Here is a 15,464-nt window from a genome sequence, read left to right as displayed (position 1 = left end):
TCGATTATTATTCCTTGGCAGCCTGTTCTTCTAGAACCGCTTTTAATAGTTTTCGCAAAGTATCATCATTGCTTTTATCAATTACTGCCTGATCAAGACCGCTTTCGAGTAGCAGCCGTCGCAATTCCGTCCCGGCCATCGTGTCCACCGCGGCGATCATATCCTCCTTGCTCACCTCTTTGGTTTCGCTACTGGCAGCCGCGGTATTGGTGTTAGTTGTTGTCTGGCTGTTAGTATTAGCTGTCGCTCCGGTACCGCTATCCTGCCTCGCTACTTCCAAAAACTGCGCCAAAAGTTCTTCGTCGGATATTTGATCAAGAGCCGCTCTGTCCATACCGCCGTCAGCGACCAGTACGTCGCGAAGCTTAGCAGCCAAATCCTTGGTTTGCTGGGCGGTATAGCCAAGACTGTTAACCTCTTCCGAAGCAAAACTATCTTGCAATAAATCGCTTCCCGAAACATCGGTAGATATACCGACGGGGCGGCTATCGTTAGTATTTGTTGTTTGCGTATCGCTTTTTATTGATTCTTCGAAACTGCAATCCTGACCTTCGGGACAAAGAGGATTTTTACCCTGCAACACTTCTACTCCGTCATCAATACCGTCACTGTCAGTATCAGCGAGATAAATACTAGTGGTATAAATATTGGTTTCATCCCAGTCGTTTAAACCATCGCCGTCAGTATCGGTTTTTTTAGCTTCCTCATTCGAATCTTTATTTAAAGCCGATAGATCAACTTTCGGACTTTTTCTCAAAAGCGCTTCAAAAGGAGAACTAACATTGCGCTTGATCTGCCATAAACCTAAAATTATGGTCGCTATCACTACCACCACTATCAGAGTGACAAAACGTTTGTCGCTTTTAACCCCGATTTTTTGAGAAGGCAATGCTACAGGGATTTCATCGCCCGTACCAGCCGAGTAATCGTCTTTTTTTTCCACTAAAAATTTTTGTGGCATATACAATAAATAAACAAGTGGGGTAACCTGTTTTTTGACTTACCAAACTGTGATAATTATACAAACTTTTTCAAACTATGTCAAAACATTTTAACCAACCTAATCCAATCATTTAAGAACAACTCCTGCGCTCGAGCTTTTTCTGCTATTTTAGCTTTATTTAAAACCTTTATTATCTTATCTTTTTCTATTTTTAGACCGGCACTTAGATTGTTTTGCAATTGTTTGCGTCGAGAAGAAAAACCAATGCGCACTATCTGCCAAAATTTCTTGGCATCCACCCCTTGTTTAACGAAAAAATCCTCCGGTCGCCTGACTATTTTTATTATTGCCGACTTTACCTCCGGCTGCGGGTAAAAACTCTCGCTAGCCACCACCCGAACTATTTTTGGCTCGCCATAAATCTGCACGGCAACAGCCAGCAGACTCATTTTTCCGCTTCGTGCCACGATTCTTTCCGCCACCTCTTTTTGCAACATCAAAACCAAACTTTTTGGCAAAGGCGACATGGTCAAAAACTTACGCAAAAATTTTCCCGTAATATTGTACGGCAAATTAGCTACAATCTTGTAATCATCGCCCAACTTTTCACTAATATCTCCTGACGATAGTTGCAGCGCATCAGCAGCCATTATTTCCACGTTTAATATTTTTTTAAACTTTGGCACCAATATTTTACGCATCAACGGATCGGCTTCAATCGCCAAAATTTTTGCCGCGTCCGCCGCCAACCGTTCCGTCAAAACCCCCAAACCAGGACCGATTTCCAAAACCTTGTCGTTCTTTTTCAAATCAGCACTATTAACAATGTCGTCAAGAACTTCTTGATCAACTAAAAAATTCTGCCCATAGCCTTTACGCGGACGAATACCGTAGTGTTCTAAAACATCAAGGGTATTTTCCAAAAGCATATTATAATATTTTTACACTTCCCTGCCGCAAAACCTCAATCTTTTCGCCCCTGATCTTAACAATTGTCGATGGTGAAGTTTTCTTTAGTTTTCCGGAGTTTATTACTAAATCCGGCTGATTCTTTTGATTTTTAAACTCTTTAATTACTACTCTGCCGCTATAAGGCGCGGCATTACCCGACAAATTAGCCGAAGTGGCGATAAGCGGTCGCCCGGCAAGTTTAACCAATTTTTGCGTTAGCTTATTAGCCGGAACCCGAATCGAAAAGCTGGAACTAACAACAATACTCAAAGGACCGGGCCAATATTTTTTTGCCAACCGCGCAGCTAACTTATTCAACCGAAAAAATTTTTTCGCCTGGTTCAAATCGGCGCAAACAACGGTAAATTTGCGGTCTCGACGTTTTTTAATACGCAATACCCGGCGAACTACTGCCGGATTACCAATCACTCCACCCAAACCATAGGCCGTATCTGTGGGATAAACAATAACACCGCCAGCACGCAACCATCTTACTGCTTGATCAATTCCCTTTTTGCTTGGTTTAACGATTAACATAAATAAACGCTAGATACGTAAAAAAAAGATACTATTATTACTTATTATTATTTTTAAACCATTCCGCTGTCTTTTTTATCCCTTCATCTAACCTCATCTTCGGTTTCCAACCAAGATCTCTGCTCGCCAAATCATAACTCAGACAACTCCGGCGTTGCTCGCCGATTTTTGCCGAACCATGTTTGGCTCTGATTTTAGTCTTCAGCGCTTTGGTAATTTTGTTAAAAATTTGATTAACGTTAGTTTCTTTGGCAGTGCTAATATTATAGCTGCCGATTTTGCTTCTTTTCATTGCCAGCATCGCCGCGTCAACCACGTCACTGACATAAACATAGTCGCGGGTCTGAACACCGACACCATTGATTACCGGCTGCTTACCCCGGAGCAAACGATCGATAAATATTGCCACTACTCCAGCTTCGCCATGGCTGTTTTGTCGCGGGCCATAAACGTTGGAAAACCGCAACGCCACGTAACGTAATCCGAATATTTCATAATAATATTCAAGATAATGTTCAACGGAATATTTGGCAATACCGTATGGCGACTGCGGTTGCGGCGGATAACTTTCGCGTGTAGGAATAAATCTGCGCGGCGCTTCACCGTACATTGCCCCGCCTGTGGAGCTAAAAATCACCTTTTTTGTTCCATATTTACGGCAGTTTTCCAAAACATTAATAGCGCCGACAATATTAACACTAGCGTCAAATTTAGGATTTTCAACCGAATGACGAACGCTCATTTGCGCCGCCAGATGAAAAACCGCCTGCGGTTTTACCTTTTGCCAGACAGCCGACAATTTATCGCTAGTCACGCTTAATTTATAAAATTTGGCCTTGGGATTAAGATTCGCCTTTTTACCGGTCGACAAATCATCAACCACGGTAACATGATGACCGTCTTTAATCAGTCGATCGACAATGTGCGAGCCGATAAACCCGGCACCGCCGGTAACAATAATACGCATAAAATTAAATGAAAATTTTTTAAAATCAAATGTCTTTTATCTGCTTTTTTTGGTGCTTAATTTTTATCTTTTCTAATATCCCGTCGCTGTTATCAATGAAAGCGATATTACTCCGATTGCCGCCATTACCGCGCCGAGTATCTGATGATTTTTCAACCTTTCATGATTAACAAAGATACCAAGCATAACCGTCAAAACAATATAACTTTCGCTGATTGCCGTTGCCACGCCAATAGGTATGAGCACCATAGACCAGGCGTATGCCACCCAAGCAATATTATCAAAAAAGCATTGACCAAGAACTACTTTGGTATTACGACTAAGTTTTACAAAACAATCTTTGAGCTCACGCCGATAAATCAAATAGACCAAACAAACCAGCATCAAAAAAACATCCACAAACCACATCGACATAAAAGCCGAAGTCTTTCTGCTGCCTACACCGGTTAAAAAATTAGACAGCGCCATAGTAATTGCGCCCAAACCGGCAAATATGACACCTTTTTCCAGCAACCTACGGTGGTAAAAAAGATAAGTGTGATGAACAGTAGCCGCCATTACGATGCCAAGAAAAACAACTAAAATCAATAAAGCCTGAATTACGGTTAATTTTTCACCTATCAAAACCGCGCCTAAAGCCACAGTCAAAGGCAACTCCAACCCCATCAACGGCTCTATAACCGCTAATTTTCCTTGTTTCAAAGCTTCAAAATCAAATAGCGCGGCAAAAGTCAAAACCACGGAAAGTAAAAGCAAAATAAGCACGCTCCAAAGATTTAAATAACCTAGCTCACTAATTACAAAAGGAAAAGTAAATATGGCACCAAAAAGACAAATTAAAAATAGCGCCTGCCAAGTGCCCAGAGACCGGGCTGATTTTTGAATAAAAAAATCACCAAAACCCCAAGAAAATAAAGCAACGACCGCTAAAATAACTCCGATGAAAGACATAAATTAGTATAGAGAGGCGAGTATATAGTATGTAGGGAATTAACACCGACCCCTATATACTCTATACTCCGTTCTTTAGATGTTTAAGATAGCTCTCCACAAACGGTTGCAGATCCCCGTTCAAAACACTATCAGTGTCAGATGTTTCATAGCCAGTCCGATGATCTTTGACCATTTTATACGGATGGATAACGTAAGACCGGGCTTGATTACCCCAAGCAGCCTCGGTAAACTCGCCGCGCAGCACCTGACGCTCTTCTTCAATTTCAGTCTGGTAGTACTGATGTAATTTTGATTTTAAAACTTTCATGGCGGTTTCTTTGTTTTGCCGCTGACTGCGCTCATTTTGACAAGTAACAGTGATACCCGTGGGCAGATGAACAATCCGCACTGCCGAGTCGGTGGTATTAACACTTTGCCCACCATGACCACCGGCGCGATAAACATCAATCCGCAAATCTTCATCTTTTATCTCGATATCACCCACCTCTTCTAGCTCCGGTATTATTTCGACTAAAGCAAAAGAGGTGTGACGCATTTTTTCGGCGTCAAACGGAGAAATCCGCACCAGGCGATGAACGCCATTTTCTGATTTAAGATAACCATAGGCGTAACGCCCAATAACCTCAAAAAAAATGCTCTTGATCCCCGCTTCGGCACCACGTGATTCACTCAGTACTTTTACAGCAAAACCCTTATTTTCACAAAAACGCATCAACATTCGTAATAGTATTTCTACCCAGTCTTGAGCGTCCACTCCACCAGCGCGGGCGTGAATCGCTACCACTGCATTGGCAGTATCATATTTTCCATCAAACAAAACCAGAAATTCCATATCGACAAATTCTTTTTCTAACGCGGCGAGCCGTTCTTCGGTTTCAACCCGCAAACTGACCTCCTGATCTTTTTGATCCAGTCCAACAATTTCTCCTAGCTCCTCTATCGCTGCCGTCAAATCGTCCCATTTTTTGATTTCAGCGCCCAGTGCCGCTAGTCGCTGAGAAACGGTTTTGGCTCGATCCTGATCAGCCCAAAAATCCGGTGCAGACATTTGACTCTCCAGCTGTTTAATCTCAATTTTAGATTTATCCAAATTAATCAAACTCCGAGTTTTTTCTACTCGGTCTTTTAACTCTTTAATTTGGTTTGCTAGCTCTGCTTCTTTCATAAAAACTGTCTTTATTTTAGCAAAAAAGTAATAACTCCGCCAATTTTCTAGTTCCCAATTCCCAGATCCCAATTCCCAGTTCCTAATTTCTCCTTCTTGACCAATTCCTTCCCATAGTGTTAAGTTAAATAGCTGCCAACAGGCAGTGTTCACTGACAACCGCCCACCAGGGCAAAGGAGAATCAAGATGCCAATAAAGTTCAATGAAAAAGAGCCACCAGTACTTTTAGCTTCGCAACGATTTGCTAGTCTCATGGCTGACGCCAAAGAGGATTCTTTCTTAGACTTTCCCTTGAAACAATTACAAATCTTTGCCAGCTACTCTATCACCGAAGTCCGCCTCCAGTGCCTGGAAACGATCAAAACCTGCTCCAAGGGACACGAATATAAAATCGACGAATGGCTTGCCGACTGGTTGGAAAACATCATTTCCCAGTTACAAAAGCTTGAAAAAAATGCCTCCAATCGAATGTGGGAAGAGCTACTCGAGTGGTATGTTCTTTATGCCGACGCAGAAAGACAACGGAACGGAAAAGTAACGCTGCTGCGCGCCATTAAATTTACTATTGACACAAGTAACGACTTTGTCATCAATCGCGGTATCCGCCTGGCAACCAAAACCTTTCTCGCTCGCATCGCCGACCCGAACAAGGGTATCGATAGAAAAATAGTAAAAGAAGCAACCAAGCTCCTTTTCCCCTTCTTCACCAAGACTATCACAGCTGTCACCGAAGATGCGCTCCGCTTTTTAAGACCAGGAGAACAAGCCATGGTAGACTGGCCGATCGTCGAACGTATCGGAAAATGCATCGAGATTCTCGGCGTCTACGACCGTGAGTTGTATAGAGCACTCGGCAAACTTCTCGCTCCTTACAACCAAGGAAAAATGTCGACTCGTGGATCGCGCAGCACCATAGCCACCAACGCCGAAACCGTCGCCCAAAAAACGTTTTTGATCGACCTTCTTGCCCTGATGACACGTTTACGCAGGCAAGAACAGCTGACCAAAAAAGAGGCAGGGCAAGAAGCTGCTGCCGCAACGACCGAAGAATAATAATTCAAAAACCCCCACGAAACAACTCGTGGGGGTTTTATATTTTATCTATTTACCAGCCAAACGTCTTTAGATCAATTCGACCGCCAAAAACTTTAACTCCTTCTTTTTGCAAAAGTAGTCTTTTTTTCTTTAATCCCTCATTAAACCCACCGATTTTACCAGTAGCACAAACTACCCGGTGACAAGGAACGGCTATTTTTCGGTCACGACAAATAACAAAAGAATTTTTATTGTTTTTTAAAGCTGCGCCAACCGCCCTTGCTAGTCTCCGGTTTCCCAGTTTTTGCCCAATCTGGCTATAAGTCGCCACTTTCCCTGCCGGTATTTGCTTAATTATTTTGTAAACCCTATCTCTAAAATCCATATATTTTATCGCTCGCGTGCCGCGCGCTGCGTGCCTTTACCTCACCACTACCTTCTCAACCAAGCCTTCACAAACTACCGCCAATTCCTTCATTTCTTTATCCGTAAAACCACGCTTATCAGCGAAACTCTCGTCGAGCAGCTTACCACCGCTAGAGAAAAACTTTTGCAGAGCGTATTTTTTGGCGCCTTTTATCAGCCTAGCCATCGCTGCGACATCTTCCCTGGTGTGCAGCGCCGGTAGCAACGTGCTACGAAATTCATAGTCAATTCCGCTATTCATGATTAGCTTAATGCTTTTTTTGATATTATCCGTGCCTAGCTTGCTGTTTGTCACTTTGGCGTAAAGCCGCAGTGGCGCCTTGATATCCATAGCGATAAAATCAACCATCTTTTCTTTAATCAGTTTTTCCACCATTTTAGGATTAGTGCCGTTGGTATCGAGTTTCACCGCTAGACCAAAATTTTTAATTTTTCTGATAAATTCAGGTAAATCTTTGTGTAGCGTCGGCTCACCACCGGTAATCACTGCGCCGTCAAGCACTTTTTTTCTTTTTTCCAAAAAATCCAATATTTCCTTTTCAAGAAAAAAATCTTTGGTTAATTGATCCTTCTCTCCGGATAGCTCCGGATTGTGGCAAAAACCGCATTTAAAATTGCAGCGAGCGGTAAAAACAACCGCCGCTATTTTACCCGGATAGTCAATCAACGAAGTTTTTTGTAATCCGCCTATTAACATATGATTATTATAACAAAAAGTGGTCCTAAAGACAGACCAGCTTTTTGATTTTTGTTTTTGTAAAAAAGGTTTAGCAGTTGTCGCAAAGTTGCTTGTTATACTCCTGGCGATCATGGAACTCGGCTTGCTTACCCTTGTTCCATTGCTGAACCGGACGCAAGTATCCGACCACGCGGGAGTAAACCTCACATTCTTGACGCTGCAATTTGTTAGCTGTCATATTATTTGTAATTATTCTTTTTTATATTTTTATTATTTTTTTAATTTTGCGGAGTCAGCGACTCAATAGGCAAATCTGCTTTGGTCTGCTCGTTTACCAGACCGATTTCTTCATCGCATTTGGGGCAGAAAAAATGCTCACCGGCAATATATCCATGTTTAGGGCAAACCGAAAAAGTCGGAGTGATAGTATAATATGGCAAATGATAATTTTCAGCGATTTTACGGACCAAATTTTTAGTCGCTTCCGGTGACGGCATTTTTTCACCAATAAAACCGTGCAACACGGTACCGCCGGTATATTTAGACTGCAAGTCATCTTGTAAATCGAGGGCTTCAAAAATATCGTTGGTATAATTAACCGGCAAATGAGTCGAGTTAGTATAATAAGGGTCGGCGTTCTTTTCTTTATAAGCGTCTTCGTTGGCCACAAGAATATCAGGATAATGTTTTTTGTCATGCTTGGCAAAACGATAAGAAGTACCTTCAGCTGGCGTAGCTTCAAGATTAAACAAGCTATTAGATTCCTCCTGGTATTTACCAATTTTTTCTCTCATAAAATCCATCAATTCGGTGGCAAGCGCCTTTCCTTCTGGGGTAGCAATATTTTTATCCGGTCCTAAATAGTTAAGTAATAGTTCGTTCATACCATTAATACCAATGGTATTAAAATGGTTCTTCCAGTATTCGCCAAAACGCTCCCTGACACCACGAAGGTAAAAAGAAGAATAAGGATAAAGACCCTGCTCGGTAAAATTTTCCAGAGTTTTACGTTTAATATCCAGACTAGAGCGGGCTAAGTCCATAATTTCAGCCAGAGATGCCTTTAGTTCGTCTAAACTTTTTCCTTTAGCCAAATAACCAATCCGCGGCAAATTTATAGTAACTACTCCGATACTGCCAGTTAGCGGATTGGCGCCGAAAAGTCCGCCACCCCGACGACGTAAGTCTCTGTTATCCAGACGCAAACGGCAACACATTGAACGAGCATCTTCCGGATTCATGTCCGAGTTAACAAAATTGGCAAAATAAGGAATACCGTATTTGGCAGTCATTTCCCAAACTTTATCCAAGACTCTGTTTTCCCAGTTAAAATCCTTGGTGATATTGTAAGTTGGAATGGGAAAGGTAAAAACGCGTCCCTTAGCGTCACCTTCAGACAATACTTCGGCAAAGGCTTGGTTGAAAGTATCTAACTCTGCCTGAAACTCGCCATATTTTTCCGGCATTAACTTGCCCCCAATAATCACGGCTTCGTCGCGATAATAAGAAGGCACTTGTAAATCTAGAGTCACATTAGTAAATGGGGTTTGAAAACCAACTCGAGTCGGGACGTTCATGTTAAACAAAAATTCTTGCAATGCTTGCTTTACCTCTTTATAATCAAGTTTGTCGTAACGAATAAACGGAGCAAGTAGCGTGTCAAAGTTTGCCACCGCCTGTGCGCCAGCGGCTTCGCCCTGCAAAGTATAAAAAAAGTTAACTAGCTGACCAAGAGCGGTACGAAAATGCTTGGCTGGTTTACTTTCTACCTTACCGGCTGCACCAGCAAAACCTTTGACAAGCAAATCCTTAAGATCCCAACCACAGCAATAAGCAGCGAGCAGCTGCAGATCGTGAATATGAATACCTGCGCTAGAGTGAGCCTCGCGAATCTCTACAGGATAAACCCGGTTAAGCCAATAATGAGCTGATACGGCTGAAGCAACGTGGTTGTTAAGTCCCTGTAACGAATAACTCATGTTGCTATTTTCCTTGACCCGCCAATCAACTTGCCGCAAATACCCCTCTACTAGCTCGTTAGAATCAATCATCGTCTGAAAATCTCTGATTTGACGACGCTGGTCGCGATATAAAATATAGGCCTTGGCAGTCTTGATATGTCTATTGCGAATCAAAGCCTCTTCGACAATATCTTGAATCTCTTCAACAGCCGGAATTGATCTCTCGTGAAACTTTTTGCTGACTAAATCTACTACCTGATCTGACACCTTTCCGGCTATTTTTTTACTGCCTTCACCAGTGACCTGCATCGCCTTCCAAATAGCATTAGTGATTTTTTCTTGTTCGAAATCAACAATACGCCCATCCCGTTTGATGATTTGCTTGATGTGATTTTTACCCAAAACTGCTGCCGACATAATTATTTAGTGGTTAGCCCGCCTGCAACGCTTCCGCGCCCGCCTGCCATTGATATGGCATTTCGGACAGGTAGTATTACGGGCAGATGGTTAGTGGTTAGTGATTAGTGATTAGTGATTAGCTTGCCTCGCCGAAGTCCGCCGCGGCGAACGTAGACGGGTGGTTATAAAAATTTTCTAATCCCCAACTACCAGCTACCAACTACCAACTAGTCTTTCCCTAGTAACTTCCCCAACTCTTGCTGAAAAGCCTTAGCATCTTTGAAAGACTGGTACACGGAAGCAAATCTTATAAAACCAATTTTATCTACTTTTTTTAACCGCTTCATTACCAGTTCTCCAATTTGTACAGTGCTTATTTCATTGCCTTTTGATCTGACTTGAATATCACGTTCAATATTATTTACTAGTTTTAAAAAGTCATCACGACTAATCGGACGCTTTTCTAATGCCTTTTTCAGACCACCCTGGAGTTTTTCTCTAGAGTAAGACTCTTTATGACCGTCTTTTTTTATTACTGTTAAATCAAGAATTACCACTTCTTCTTGGGTTGAAAAACGAAAACCGCATTTGAGACATTCTCGACGACGACGAATAGAAATGTCATCAGCTCCGGTACGCGAGTCAACGACTTTAGTTTCTTCATGATAACAAGCAGGACATCTCATAAAATCTTAGAAATTTTGAGGGTTAAAAAAAGTCCCTAGAGTGGGTACTTTTTATCCCCCCAAATATTTTGGCTAATTTTACCCCTAAAAAATTCAGAAATATTTTTATTTTTGTTTTTTAGGGTGATTTAAAAAATGCTGCCGTGGTGAAATGCTATTTTTTCAATCAACCCAATATATTGTGTCTATGTTTTTAGTATAACACTAGATGTAGTACTGTCAAATATTTAGCAAAAGACAGCTTTCGTCGCCAAAATACTGTCTTTTTATAGTGTCGCTTTTTATCAAAAAAAACATTTTTCTCGACCCCCTGTGGATAAGAAAACAAGGTTAAAAAATAGACCTAAAATTTAAAAATTTTTTCCAAAAAATCATTGCTGTTATTTGGCGTAAACAGCCATCCGTCGACACCCTCTTTAACCATCTCCGGAATACCCCCAATTTTCGCGGCCAGCACTGGTATACCCAAACCCAAAGCAACCGAAATAATCGTTGGTGAATTTTCATAACACAATGACGGCACCACCACAAAATCGGTTTGTTTGATCAATTCATCCCGATCTCTCCCCTCAACTCGTCCATAGATTGTAACCCGCTTATCTTTTATAACCAGTTTTTTAATATCAGCTAATTTTGTTCCATCGCCAATAATGTCTAGTTTCCAATTTCTTAATTTATCAGTTTCTATTTTTTTTAAAATTTCCACCAACCAAACAACCCCTTTATGATCTTCGATCTGCCCGACATAAATTAACTTTATTGTTTCTTTTTGCGGTTCAAGATTTAACTGTTTTACTTCCGGCAGAGCGCCGAAAGCCAGATTGACTATTTTTTTAGAATCTTTAAAAAACCCTCTTTGAGTATAAAAATCCAGCAACCACCGAGACGGCGAAATCACCTCATCAGGAGAATTGATTAGCAAGCGACAAGTTGCGCTATAAATTTTATAAAAAATTCCATTAACTATCTTTTCCCTGCCAAACAACAAAAGCCCCGAGGGCACGACCAGCTGAACGTCGTGAATAATATGAGTATTTTTTATTTTCAAATCTTTGATTGCCCGCCAAACGGTATAACCGATACCTTTAAGGTTATGAGTTAAAACCAAATCAGTTTTTTCCCGTTGCAAGATCTTTTTGACCGTAAAATAAGAATGAATATTAAAAATATCAAAAAAATGCCATGGCAGGCGCAACCACATCGGTTTTTTATTTATATTAACAAAGGAAAACAAATTGAACGGATAAAAACGATAAATTTTAACTCCTTCAATTTCGTCTATTTTCGGTTTCATACTTTTCCGACCCTCCCAGGGACAAACCGTAATAACAAAAACTTCATGACCGTAGCTTTTTAGTCGATCAACATCTTTTTTAACCACCAACTCCGCCCCGCCACGATAATAAGGAGTGTATAAACTATTTATAATGCAAATTTTCACAAAAAATAATAATTATTTTTTACGCCAAAAACTACTCCACTTTAGACAAAAAACTTATAATTTTTAACTAACCACCTCTCGATAAACCCTGTCTATTTGTTTGGCTATTTCCGGCCAAGTATATTTTTCTTTTACTTTCTCCGCGCCAGCTTCCCCCATTTTTTGCGCCAAACTGTCGTTACTTAATATTCTATCTATTTTATCCGCCAGATCAGAAACATTTCTCGGTTCGACCAAAAACCCTGTTAGACCGTCGTCAACCACCGTGCGAACACCAGCTAAATTCGACGCAATTACCGGTGTTGCGCAAGCCATAGCCTCAACATAGACTAAGCCAAATGCTTCTGACTTATCAACTGAAGGCAAAACAAAAACGTTAGCGAAATTATAATATCTTGCCAAATCAAAATCACTGACATATCCGGCAAATAAAACCCGATCCGCCAAGCCCAATCTTTTTACCTGAGCTATATAACAATCATGCATTGACCCGCGGCCAACAATCACTAATTTGGCGGGAGTTTTAATCTTTGACATGGCTTCTAATAAATAATTCAACCCTTTAAAATAATGCGCGGCATCTAACGCGGCAACAAATAATATTATTTTTTCTCCGGTCTTTAATTGATATTTCTTTACCAGCGCGTCATCTTTTTTCTGCTTATGAAAAATACTAAGATTAGCACCTAGCGGTATTTCAACAAACTTTTTTTGATCTTTTTTTATTTCCTCAGCAATATTTGAATTTTTAGCATAGTCAAGAGAAGTAACAATCACTTTGTCCGCTATCCTGATAATTTTAGGCATTAATTTTTTGGTATGCCAGGAAAAATATTTACCCAGTAGGCCGCCACCAACCACATCCATATGATAAGTCAGCACCAATTTTTTTTCTGGATATTTTTTTTTGAGAAAATAAATCGGCAAAGCGCTACCAAAAAAAGGATAATGAAGGTGAATAATATCAAAATCTCGTAACGACCAAAAAAGTTGCGGCAAAAAAGCGGCATTACCATAACTCAACCAAGGAACAAAACTTTTTAACTTAAAATTTAAAAACTGATGCTCGCTTTTTTTATAATGAGGAATAAAGACAACAATCTCGTGTCCTATTTTAGACAATTCTAAACTATAGTGAAAGGCGACGTTGCCGATCCCGCCTTTATAGGGAGGAAAGGTACAAACAACTTGAGCTATTTTCATAATTACCAAATAATTATTTTTTTCGCTATCCACCAATATGCGGTCATGATCGGATTAGCTATATCGCGTAAAAGCGGATTGTCTATCTCCTGAAACTCTATTTTACTTACTAAATGTTTTATTAAATCCCTGTCTTTTAATTTTCTGATTTTTCTTATCTTTGCTCGCCGTAATTTGATATAGCGCCAATTATCCGCTTCGATAATCCATTGATAAACTTTTATTTTTTCTCCTAAAAATCCTCCCTTAATCGAAAAAAATATTAACCCGATTTCCATCACCATAAACATCGGCAAAAGTAGTATTATTGTTAATGGATGAAAGACGGTAAGAAAAAATATAAAACGATTCCGCTCCATCCAGTAATACTGCTTGATGCTCTTGGCAAACTCGTATTTGTGATACACCACCGAATCCGGCGCCAAATAAAGGTTATATCCAGCCAAACGTATTTTCCAGCTTAATTCCAAATCATCGTGATACATCCAAAATTCTTCGTCAAACATACCAACTTTTTCTAGGACGTCCCTGCGAAGCAAAACAGAAACTCCGGAGAAATACGTGATGACGATTGGTAGGTGGTAATTAGTAGTTGGGGCAATGTAATCGACTCCGCTGCCGGAGGAAAAACCAAAACCTAGATAATGCAAACTGTTTCCCAATGTGTTTATTTTATTTTTATCCGAGTACAGCATTGCTCGCGACTGTACCGCACCCCAATTATCCAACTTTGCGGCTGCATCGACTAGTTTTTGCAGCCAATCATTCTCTACTTCTGTATCCATGTTAAGCAAAACAAAATACTGAAAACCAAGCTCAATTGCTTTTTTAACACCATCGTTATTGCCCTTGGCAAAACCGTCATTATTTTTATTAACCACAATTTCCGCCTCTGGCGCCACGTTTTTGATATAATCAACCGTTTCCTGACTCGATTCGTTATCAACAATAATAACCTTAAAAGAACCGCTATACTTTTGCGCTCGCACGCTAGCAATACACTCCGCGAGGTATCTACGGGCATAGTCTTTATAGTTGATTAGTATAATTGCAACATCCATATTTTTCAGAGAAATAAAAAGTAAAAATATTTTTAACTTTTTACTTTTAATTTTTTACTTATCTTTCACCGCTATTTCCCGCACCACCCTGGTTATTTCCCGCTCGATCCTTTCCTGTCGTACTAAAATCCGAAAAACAATGTAAAATAAGACTAATACCGAAACATAAACCAATAGATCAGCACCACGACCGACGCCTAGTTTATTTGCCAGCACATCGGTCGTCTGCGGCAAAACTACCGCCGCACCAACTAATAGCCAAAAGATTAACCAAGCTAATAGCTCGCGTCCGCGGATTTCCTTTTTTACAAAACGAAAAACAGTGCGTAGTAAAACGAACAAGATAAAAATGAGTAACAAAATTTTAATCATCATATTTTTTTAACCAACTATACTTTTTTTTATTAAATCTTTAAAAATTTTTATAGCGGTTTTTACTCCCCTGCCGTATTGATTGTAAATAATTTCTACCGGCACTTCGCGATAACGCAAACGATGTTTAGCAATTTCACTTTGAATCTCTGAGTTATGCGCCATTTGATCTTGTGTGATTTTAATCATTTCCGCTGCTTCACGAGAGAGAACCCTAGTGCCATTATGCAAATCAGTTAAATGTAACCCGGTAAATAAATTATGCCAAGGAATAATAATTTTAAAAAGTATTTTTTTACTGAGTGGTAAATTCCTTGCCTTTTTACCCAAAAACTTTGATCCAAGCACAACATCGACTTCGCCGGAAACAATTGGTTTTATCCATTCGCTTATTTCTCTTGCCTGATGTTGACCGTCGGCATCAAAATGAACAATAACGTCAGCACCGTTATCCAACGCGTACTGTGTACCGGTACGAAGAGCCGCTCCTTGGCCACGATTAATTAAGTGGCGTAAAACTTTTACACCACTTAGTTTAGCCAAATCATAAGTTTTGTCTGGCGAGCCGTCGTCTACGACGATAATATTTTGTACCGGATAATATTTCTTCAGGTCATCGAGAGTAGCGACGATATTTTTTTCTTCCTTATACGCCGGAACAACTATAAAAATTTGAGACATAG

The 15,464-nt window shown here is 40.4% G+C and carries 17 protein-coding genes; 1 reads left to right on the top strand and 16 read right to left on the bottom strand.

Going from position 1 to position 15,464, the window contains the following annotated elements; translation table 11 throughout:
• Positions 1–7 precede the first annotated feature (7 nt).
• From WC310_00775 to prfB, 6 genes are all read right to left on the bottom strand, one after another.
• The gene (locus tag WC310_00775; GenBank protein ID MFA5358339.1) at positions 8–961 is read right to left on the bottom strand and encodes a hypothetical protein; all 954 of its coding nucleotides are present in this window, start codon (positions 959–961) and stop codon (positions 8–10) included.
• Between the two features lie 80 nt (positions 962–1,041).
• On the bottom strand, positions 1,042–1,872 hold the full coding sequence (gene rsmA / locus WC310_00770) for a 16S rRNA (adenine(1518)-N(6)/adenine(1519)-N(6))-dimethyltransferase RsmA (GenBank protein ID MFA5358338.1): 831 nt from the start codon (positions 1,870–1,872) through the stop codon (positions 1,042–1,044).
• Between the two features lies 1 nt (position 1,873).
• On the bottom strand, positions 1,874–2,431 hold the full coding sequence (locus WC310_00765) for an L-threonylcarbamoyladenylate synthase (GenBank protein MFA5358337.1): 558 nt from the start codon (positions 2,429–2,431) through the stop codon (positions 1,874–1,876).
• A gap of 37 nt (positions 2,432–2,468) precedes the next feature.
• A complete protein-coding gene (locus WC310_00760) occupies positions 2,469–3,398 on the bottom strand; it encodes an NAD-dependent epimerase/dehydratase family protein (protein ID MFA5358336.1) in 930 nt (309 codons plus the stop codon).
• A gap of 72 nt (positions 3,399–3,470) precedes the next feature.
• Positions 3,471–4,349, bottom strand: coding sequence for a DMT family transporter (locus WC310_00755; GenBank protein MFA5358335.1), 879 nt, complete (start codon positions 4,347–4,349; stop codon positions 3,471–3,473).
• A 61-nt stretch (positions 4,350–4,410) separates the two neighbouring features.
• On the bottom strand, positions 4,411–5,517 hold the full coding sequence (prfB, locus tag WC310_00750) for a peptide chain release factor 2 (protein ID MFA5358334.1): 1,107 nt from the start codon (positions 5,515–5,517) through the stop codon (positions 4,411–4,413).
• Between the two features lie 187 nt (positions 5,518–5,704).
• On the opposite strand from prfB, the gene WC310_00745 reads away from it, so the two are divergent.
• Positions 5,705–6,571, top strand: a complete 867-nt coding sequence (locus WC310_00745; GenBank protein MFA5358333.1) for a hypothetical protein — start codon at positions 5,705–5,707, stop codon at positions 6,569–6,571.
• Between the two features lie 52 nt (positions 6,572–6,623).
• Here the strand turns inward: WC310_00745 and WC310_00740 are convergent, their stop codons facing one another.
• From WC310_00740 to WC310_00695, 10 genes are all read right to left on the bottom strand, one after another.
• Positions 6,624–6,938, bottom strand: a complete 315-nt coding sequence (locus WC310_00740) for an MGMT family protein (GenBank protein ID MFA5358332.1) — start codon at positions 6,936–6,938, stop codon at positions 6,624–6,626.
• Positions 6,939–6,974: 36 nt separating this feature from the next.
• The gene (locus WC310_00735; GenBank protein ID MFA5358331.1) at positions 6,975–7,676 is read right to left on the bottom strand and encodes an anaerobic ribonucleoside-triphosphate reductase activating protein; all 702 of its coding nucleotides are present in this window, start codon (positions 7,674–7,676) and stop codon (positions 6,975–6,977) included.
• Positions 7,677–7,746: 70 nt separating this feature from the next.
• On the bottom strand, positions 7,747–7,896 hold the full coding sequence (gene nrdD, locus WC310_00730) for an anaerobic ribonucleoside-triphosphate reductase (GenBank protein MFA5358330.1): 150 nt from the start codon (positions 7,894–7,896) through the stop codon (positions 7,747–7,749).
• Between the two features lie 40 nt (positions 7,897–7,936).
• On the bottom strand, positions 7,937–10,036 hold the full coding sequence (locus WC310_00725) for a ribonucleoside triphosphate reductase (GenBank protein ID MFA5358329.1): 2,100 nt from the start codon (positions 10,034–10,036) through the stop codon (positions 7,937–7,939).
• 209 nt (positions 10,037–10,245) lie between these two features.
• Positions 10,246–10,704 carry a transcriptional regulator NrdR gene (gene nrdR, locus WC310_00720; GenBank protein MFA5358328.1) on the bottom strand — a complete coding sequence of 153 codons (459 nt, stop codon included), beginning with the start codon at positions 10,702–10,704 and terminating at the stop codon, positions 10,246–10,248.
• Positions 10,705–11,047: 343 nt separating this feature from the next.
• Positions 11,048–12,145 carry a glycosyltransferase gene (locus WC310_00715; GenBank protein ID MFA5358327.1) on the bottom strand — a complete coding sequence of 366 codons (1,098 nt, stop codon included), beginning with the start codon at positions 12,143–12,145 and terminating at the stop codon, positions 11,048–11,050.
• A gap of 63 nt (positions 12,146–12,208) precedes the next feature.
• Positions 12,209–13,348: a glycosyltransferase family 4 protein gene (locus WC310_00710; protein ID MFA5358326.1), complete on the bottom strand. Its 1,140-nt coding sequence runs from the start codon at positions 13,346–13,348 to the stop codon at positions 12,209–12,211.
• Positions 13,349–13,350: 2 nt separating this feature from the next.
• Positions 13,351–14,409, bottom strand: coding sequence for a glycosyltransferase family 2 protein (locus WC310_00705; GenBank protein ID MFA5358325.1), 1,059 nt, complete (start codon positions 14,407–14,409; stop codon positions 13,351–13,353).
• A 54-nt stretch (positions 14,410–14,463) separates the two neighbouring features.
• Positions 14,464–14,784, bottom strand: a complete 321-nt coding sequence (locus WC310_00700; GenBank protein MFA5358324.1) for a DUF2304 family protein — start codon at positions 14,782–14,784, stop codon at positions 14,464–14,466.
• 6 nt (positions 14,785–14,790) lie between these two features.
• A complete protein-coding gene (locus WC310_00695; protein MFA5358323.1) occupies positions 14,791–15,462 on the bottom strand; it encodes a glycosyltransferase family 2 protein in 672 nt (223 codons plus the stop codon).
• Between the last annotated feature and the right edge of the window lie 2 nt (positions 15,463–15,464).

It is taken from the genome of Patescibacteria group bacterium (assembly GCA_041653535.1).
Lineage (GTDB): Bacteria > Patescibacteriota > Patescibacteriia > JACRDY01 > JACRDY01 > JBAZFH01.
Note: the sequence above shows the minus strand (reverse complement) of the source record. Positions and strands in the feature narration are given on the sequence as shown.

Coding starts and splice junctions, on each gene's coding strand:
- WC310_00695 (MFA5358323.1), bottom strand. CDS start 15,462: ATGTCTCAAATTTTTATAGTTGTTCCGGCGTATAAGGAAGAAAAAAAT.
- WC310_00740 (MFA5358332.1), bottom strand. CDS start 6,938: ATGGATTTTAGAGATAGGGTTTACAAAATAATTAAGCAAATACCGGCA.
- nrdD (MFA5358330.1), bottom strand. CDS start 7,896: ATGACAGCTAACAAATTGCAGCGTCAAGAATGTGAGGTTTACTCCCGC.
- WC310_00705 (MFA5358325.1), bottom strand. CDS start 14,409: ATGGATGTTGCAATTATACTAATCAACTATAAAGACTATGCCCGTAGA.
- prfB (MFA5358334.1), bottom strand. CDS start 5,517: ATGAAAGAAGCAGAGCTAGCAAACCAAATTAAAGAGTTAAAAGACCGA.
- WC310_00745 (MFA5358333.1), top strand. CDS start 5,705: ATGCCAATAAAGTTCAATGAAAAAGAGCCACCAGTACTTTTAGCTTCG.
- WC310_00775 (MFA5358339.1), bottom strand. CDS start 961: ATGCCACAAAAATTTTTAGTGGAAAAAAAAGACGATTACTCGGCTGGT.
- WC310_00760 (MFA5358336.1), bottom strand. CDS start 3,398: ATGCGTATTATTGTTACCGGCGGTGCCGGGTTTATCGGCTCGCACATT.
- WC310_00735 (MFA5358331.1), bottom strand. CDS start 7,676: ATGTTAATAGGCGGATTACAAAAAACTTCGTTGATTGACTATCCGGGT.
- WC310_00700 (MFA5358324.1), bottom strand. CDS start 14,784: ATGATGATTAAAATTTTGTTACTCATTTTTATCTTGTTCGTTTTACTA.
- WC310_00725 (MFA5358329.1), bottom strand. CDS start 10,036: ATGTCGGCAGCAGTTTTGGGTAAAAATCACATCAAGCAAATCATCAAA.
- WC310_00710 (MFA5358326.1), bottom strand. CDS start 13,348: ATGAAAATAGCTCAAGTTGTTTGTACCTTTCCTCCCTATAAAGGCGGG.
- WC310_00755 (MFA5358335.1), bottom strand. CDS start 4,349: ATGTCTTTCATCGGAGTTATTTTAGCGGTCGTTGCTTTATTTTCTTGG.
- nrdR (MFA5358328.1), bottom strand. CDS start 10,704: ATGAGATGTCCTGCTTGTTATCATGAAGAAACTAAAGTCGTTGACTCG.
- WC310_00765 (MFA5358337.1), bottom strand. CDS start 2,431: ATGTTAATCGTTAAACCAAGCAAAAAGGGAATTGATCAAGCAGTAAGA.
- rsmA (MFA5358338.1), bottom strand. CDS start 1,872: ATGCTTTTGGAAAATACCCTTGATGTTTTAGAACACTACGGTATTCGT.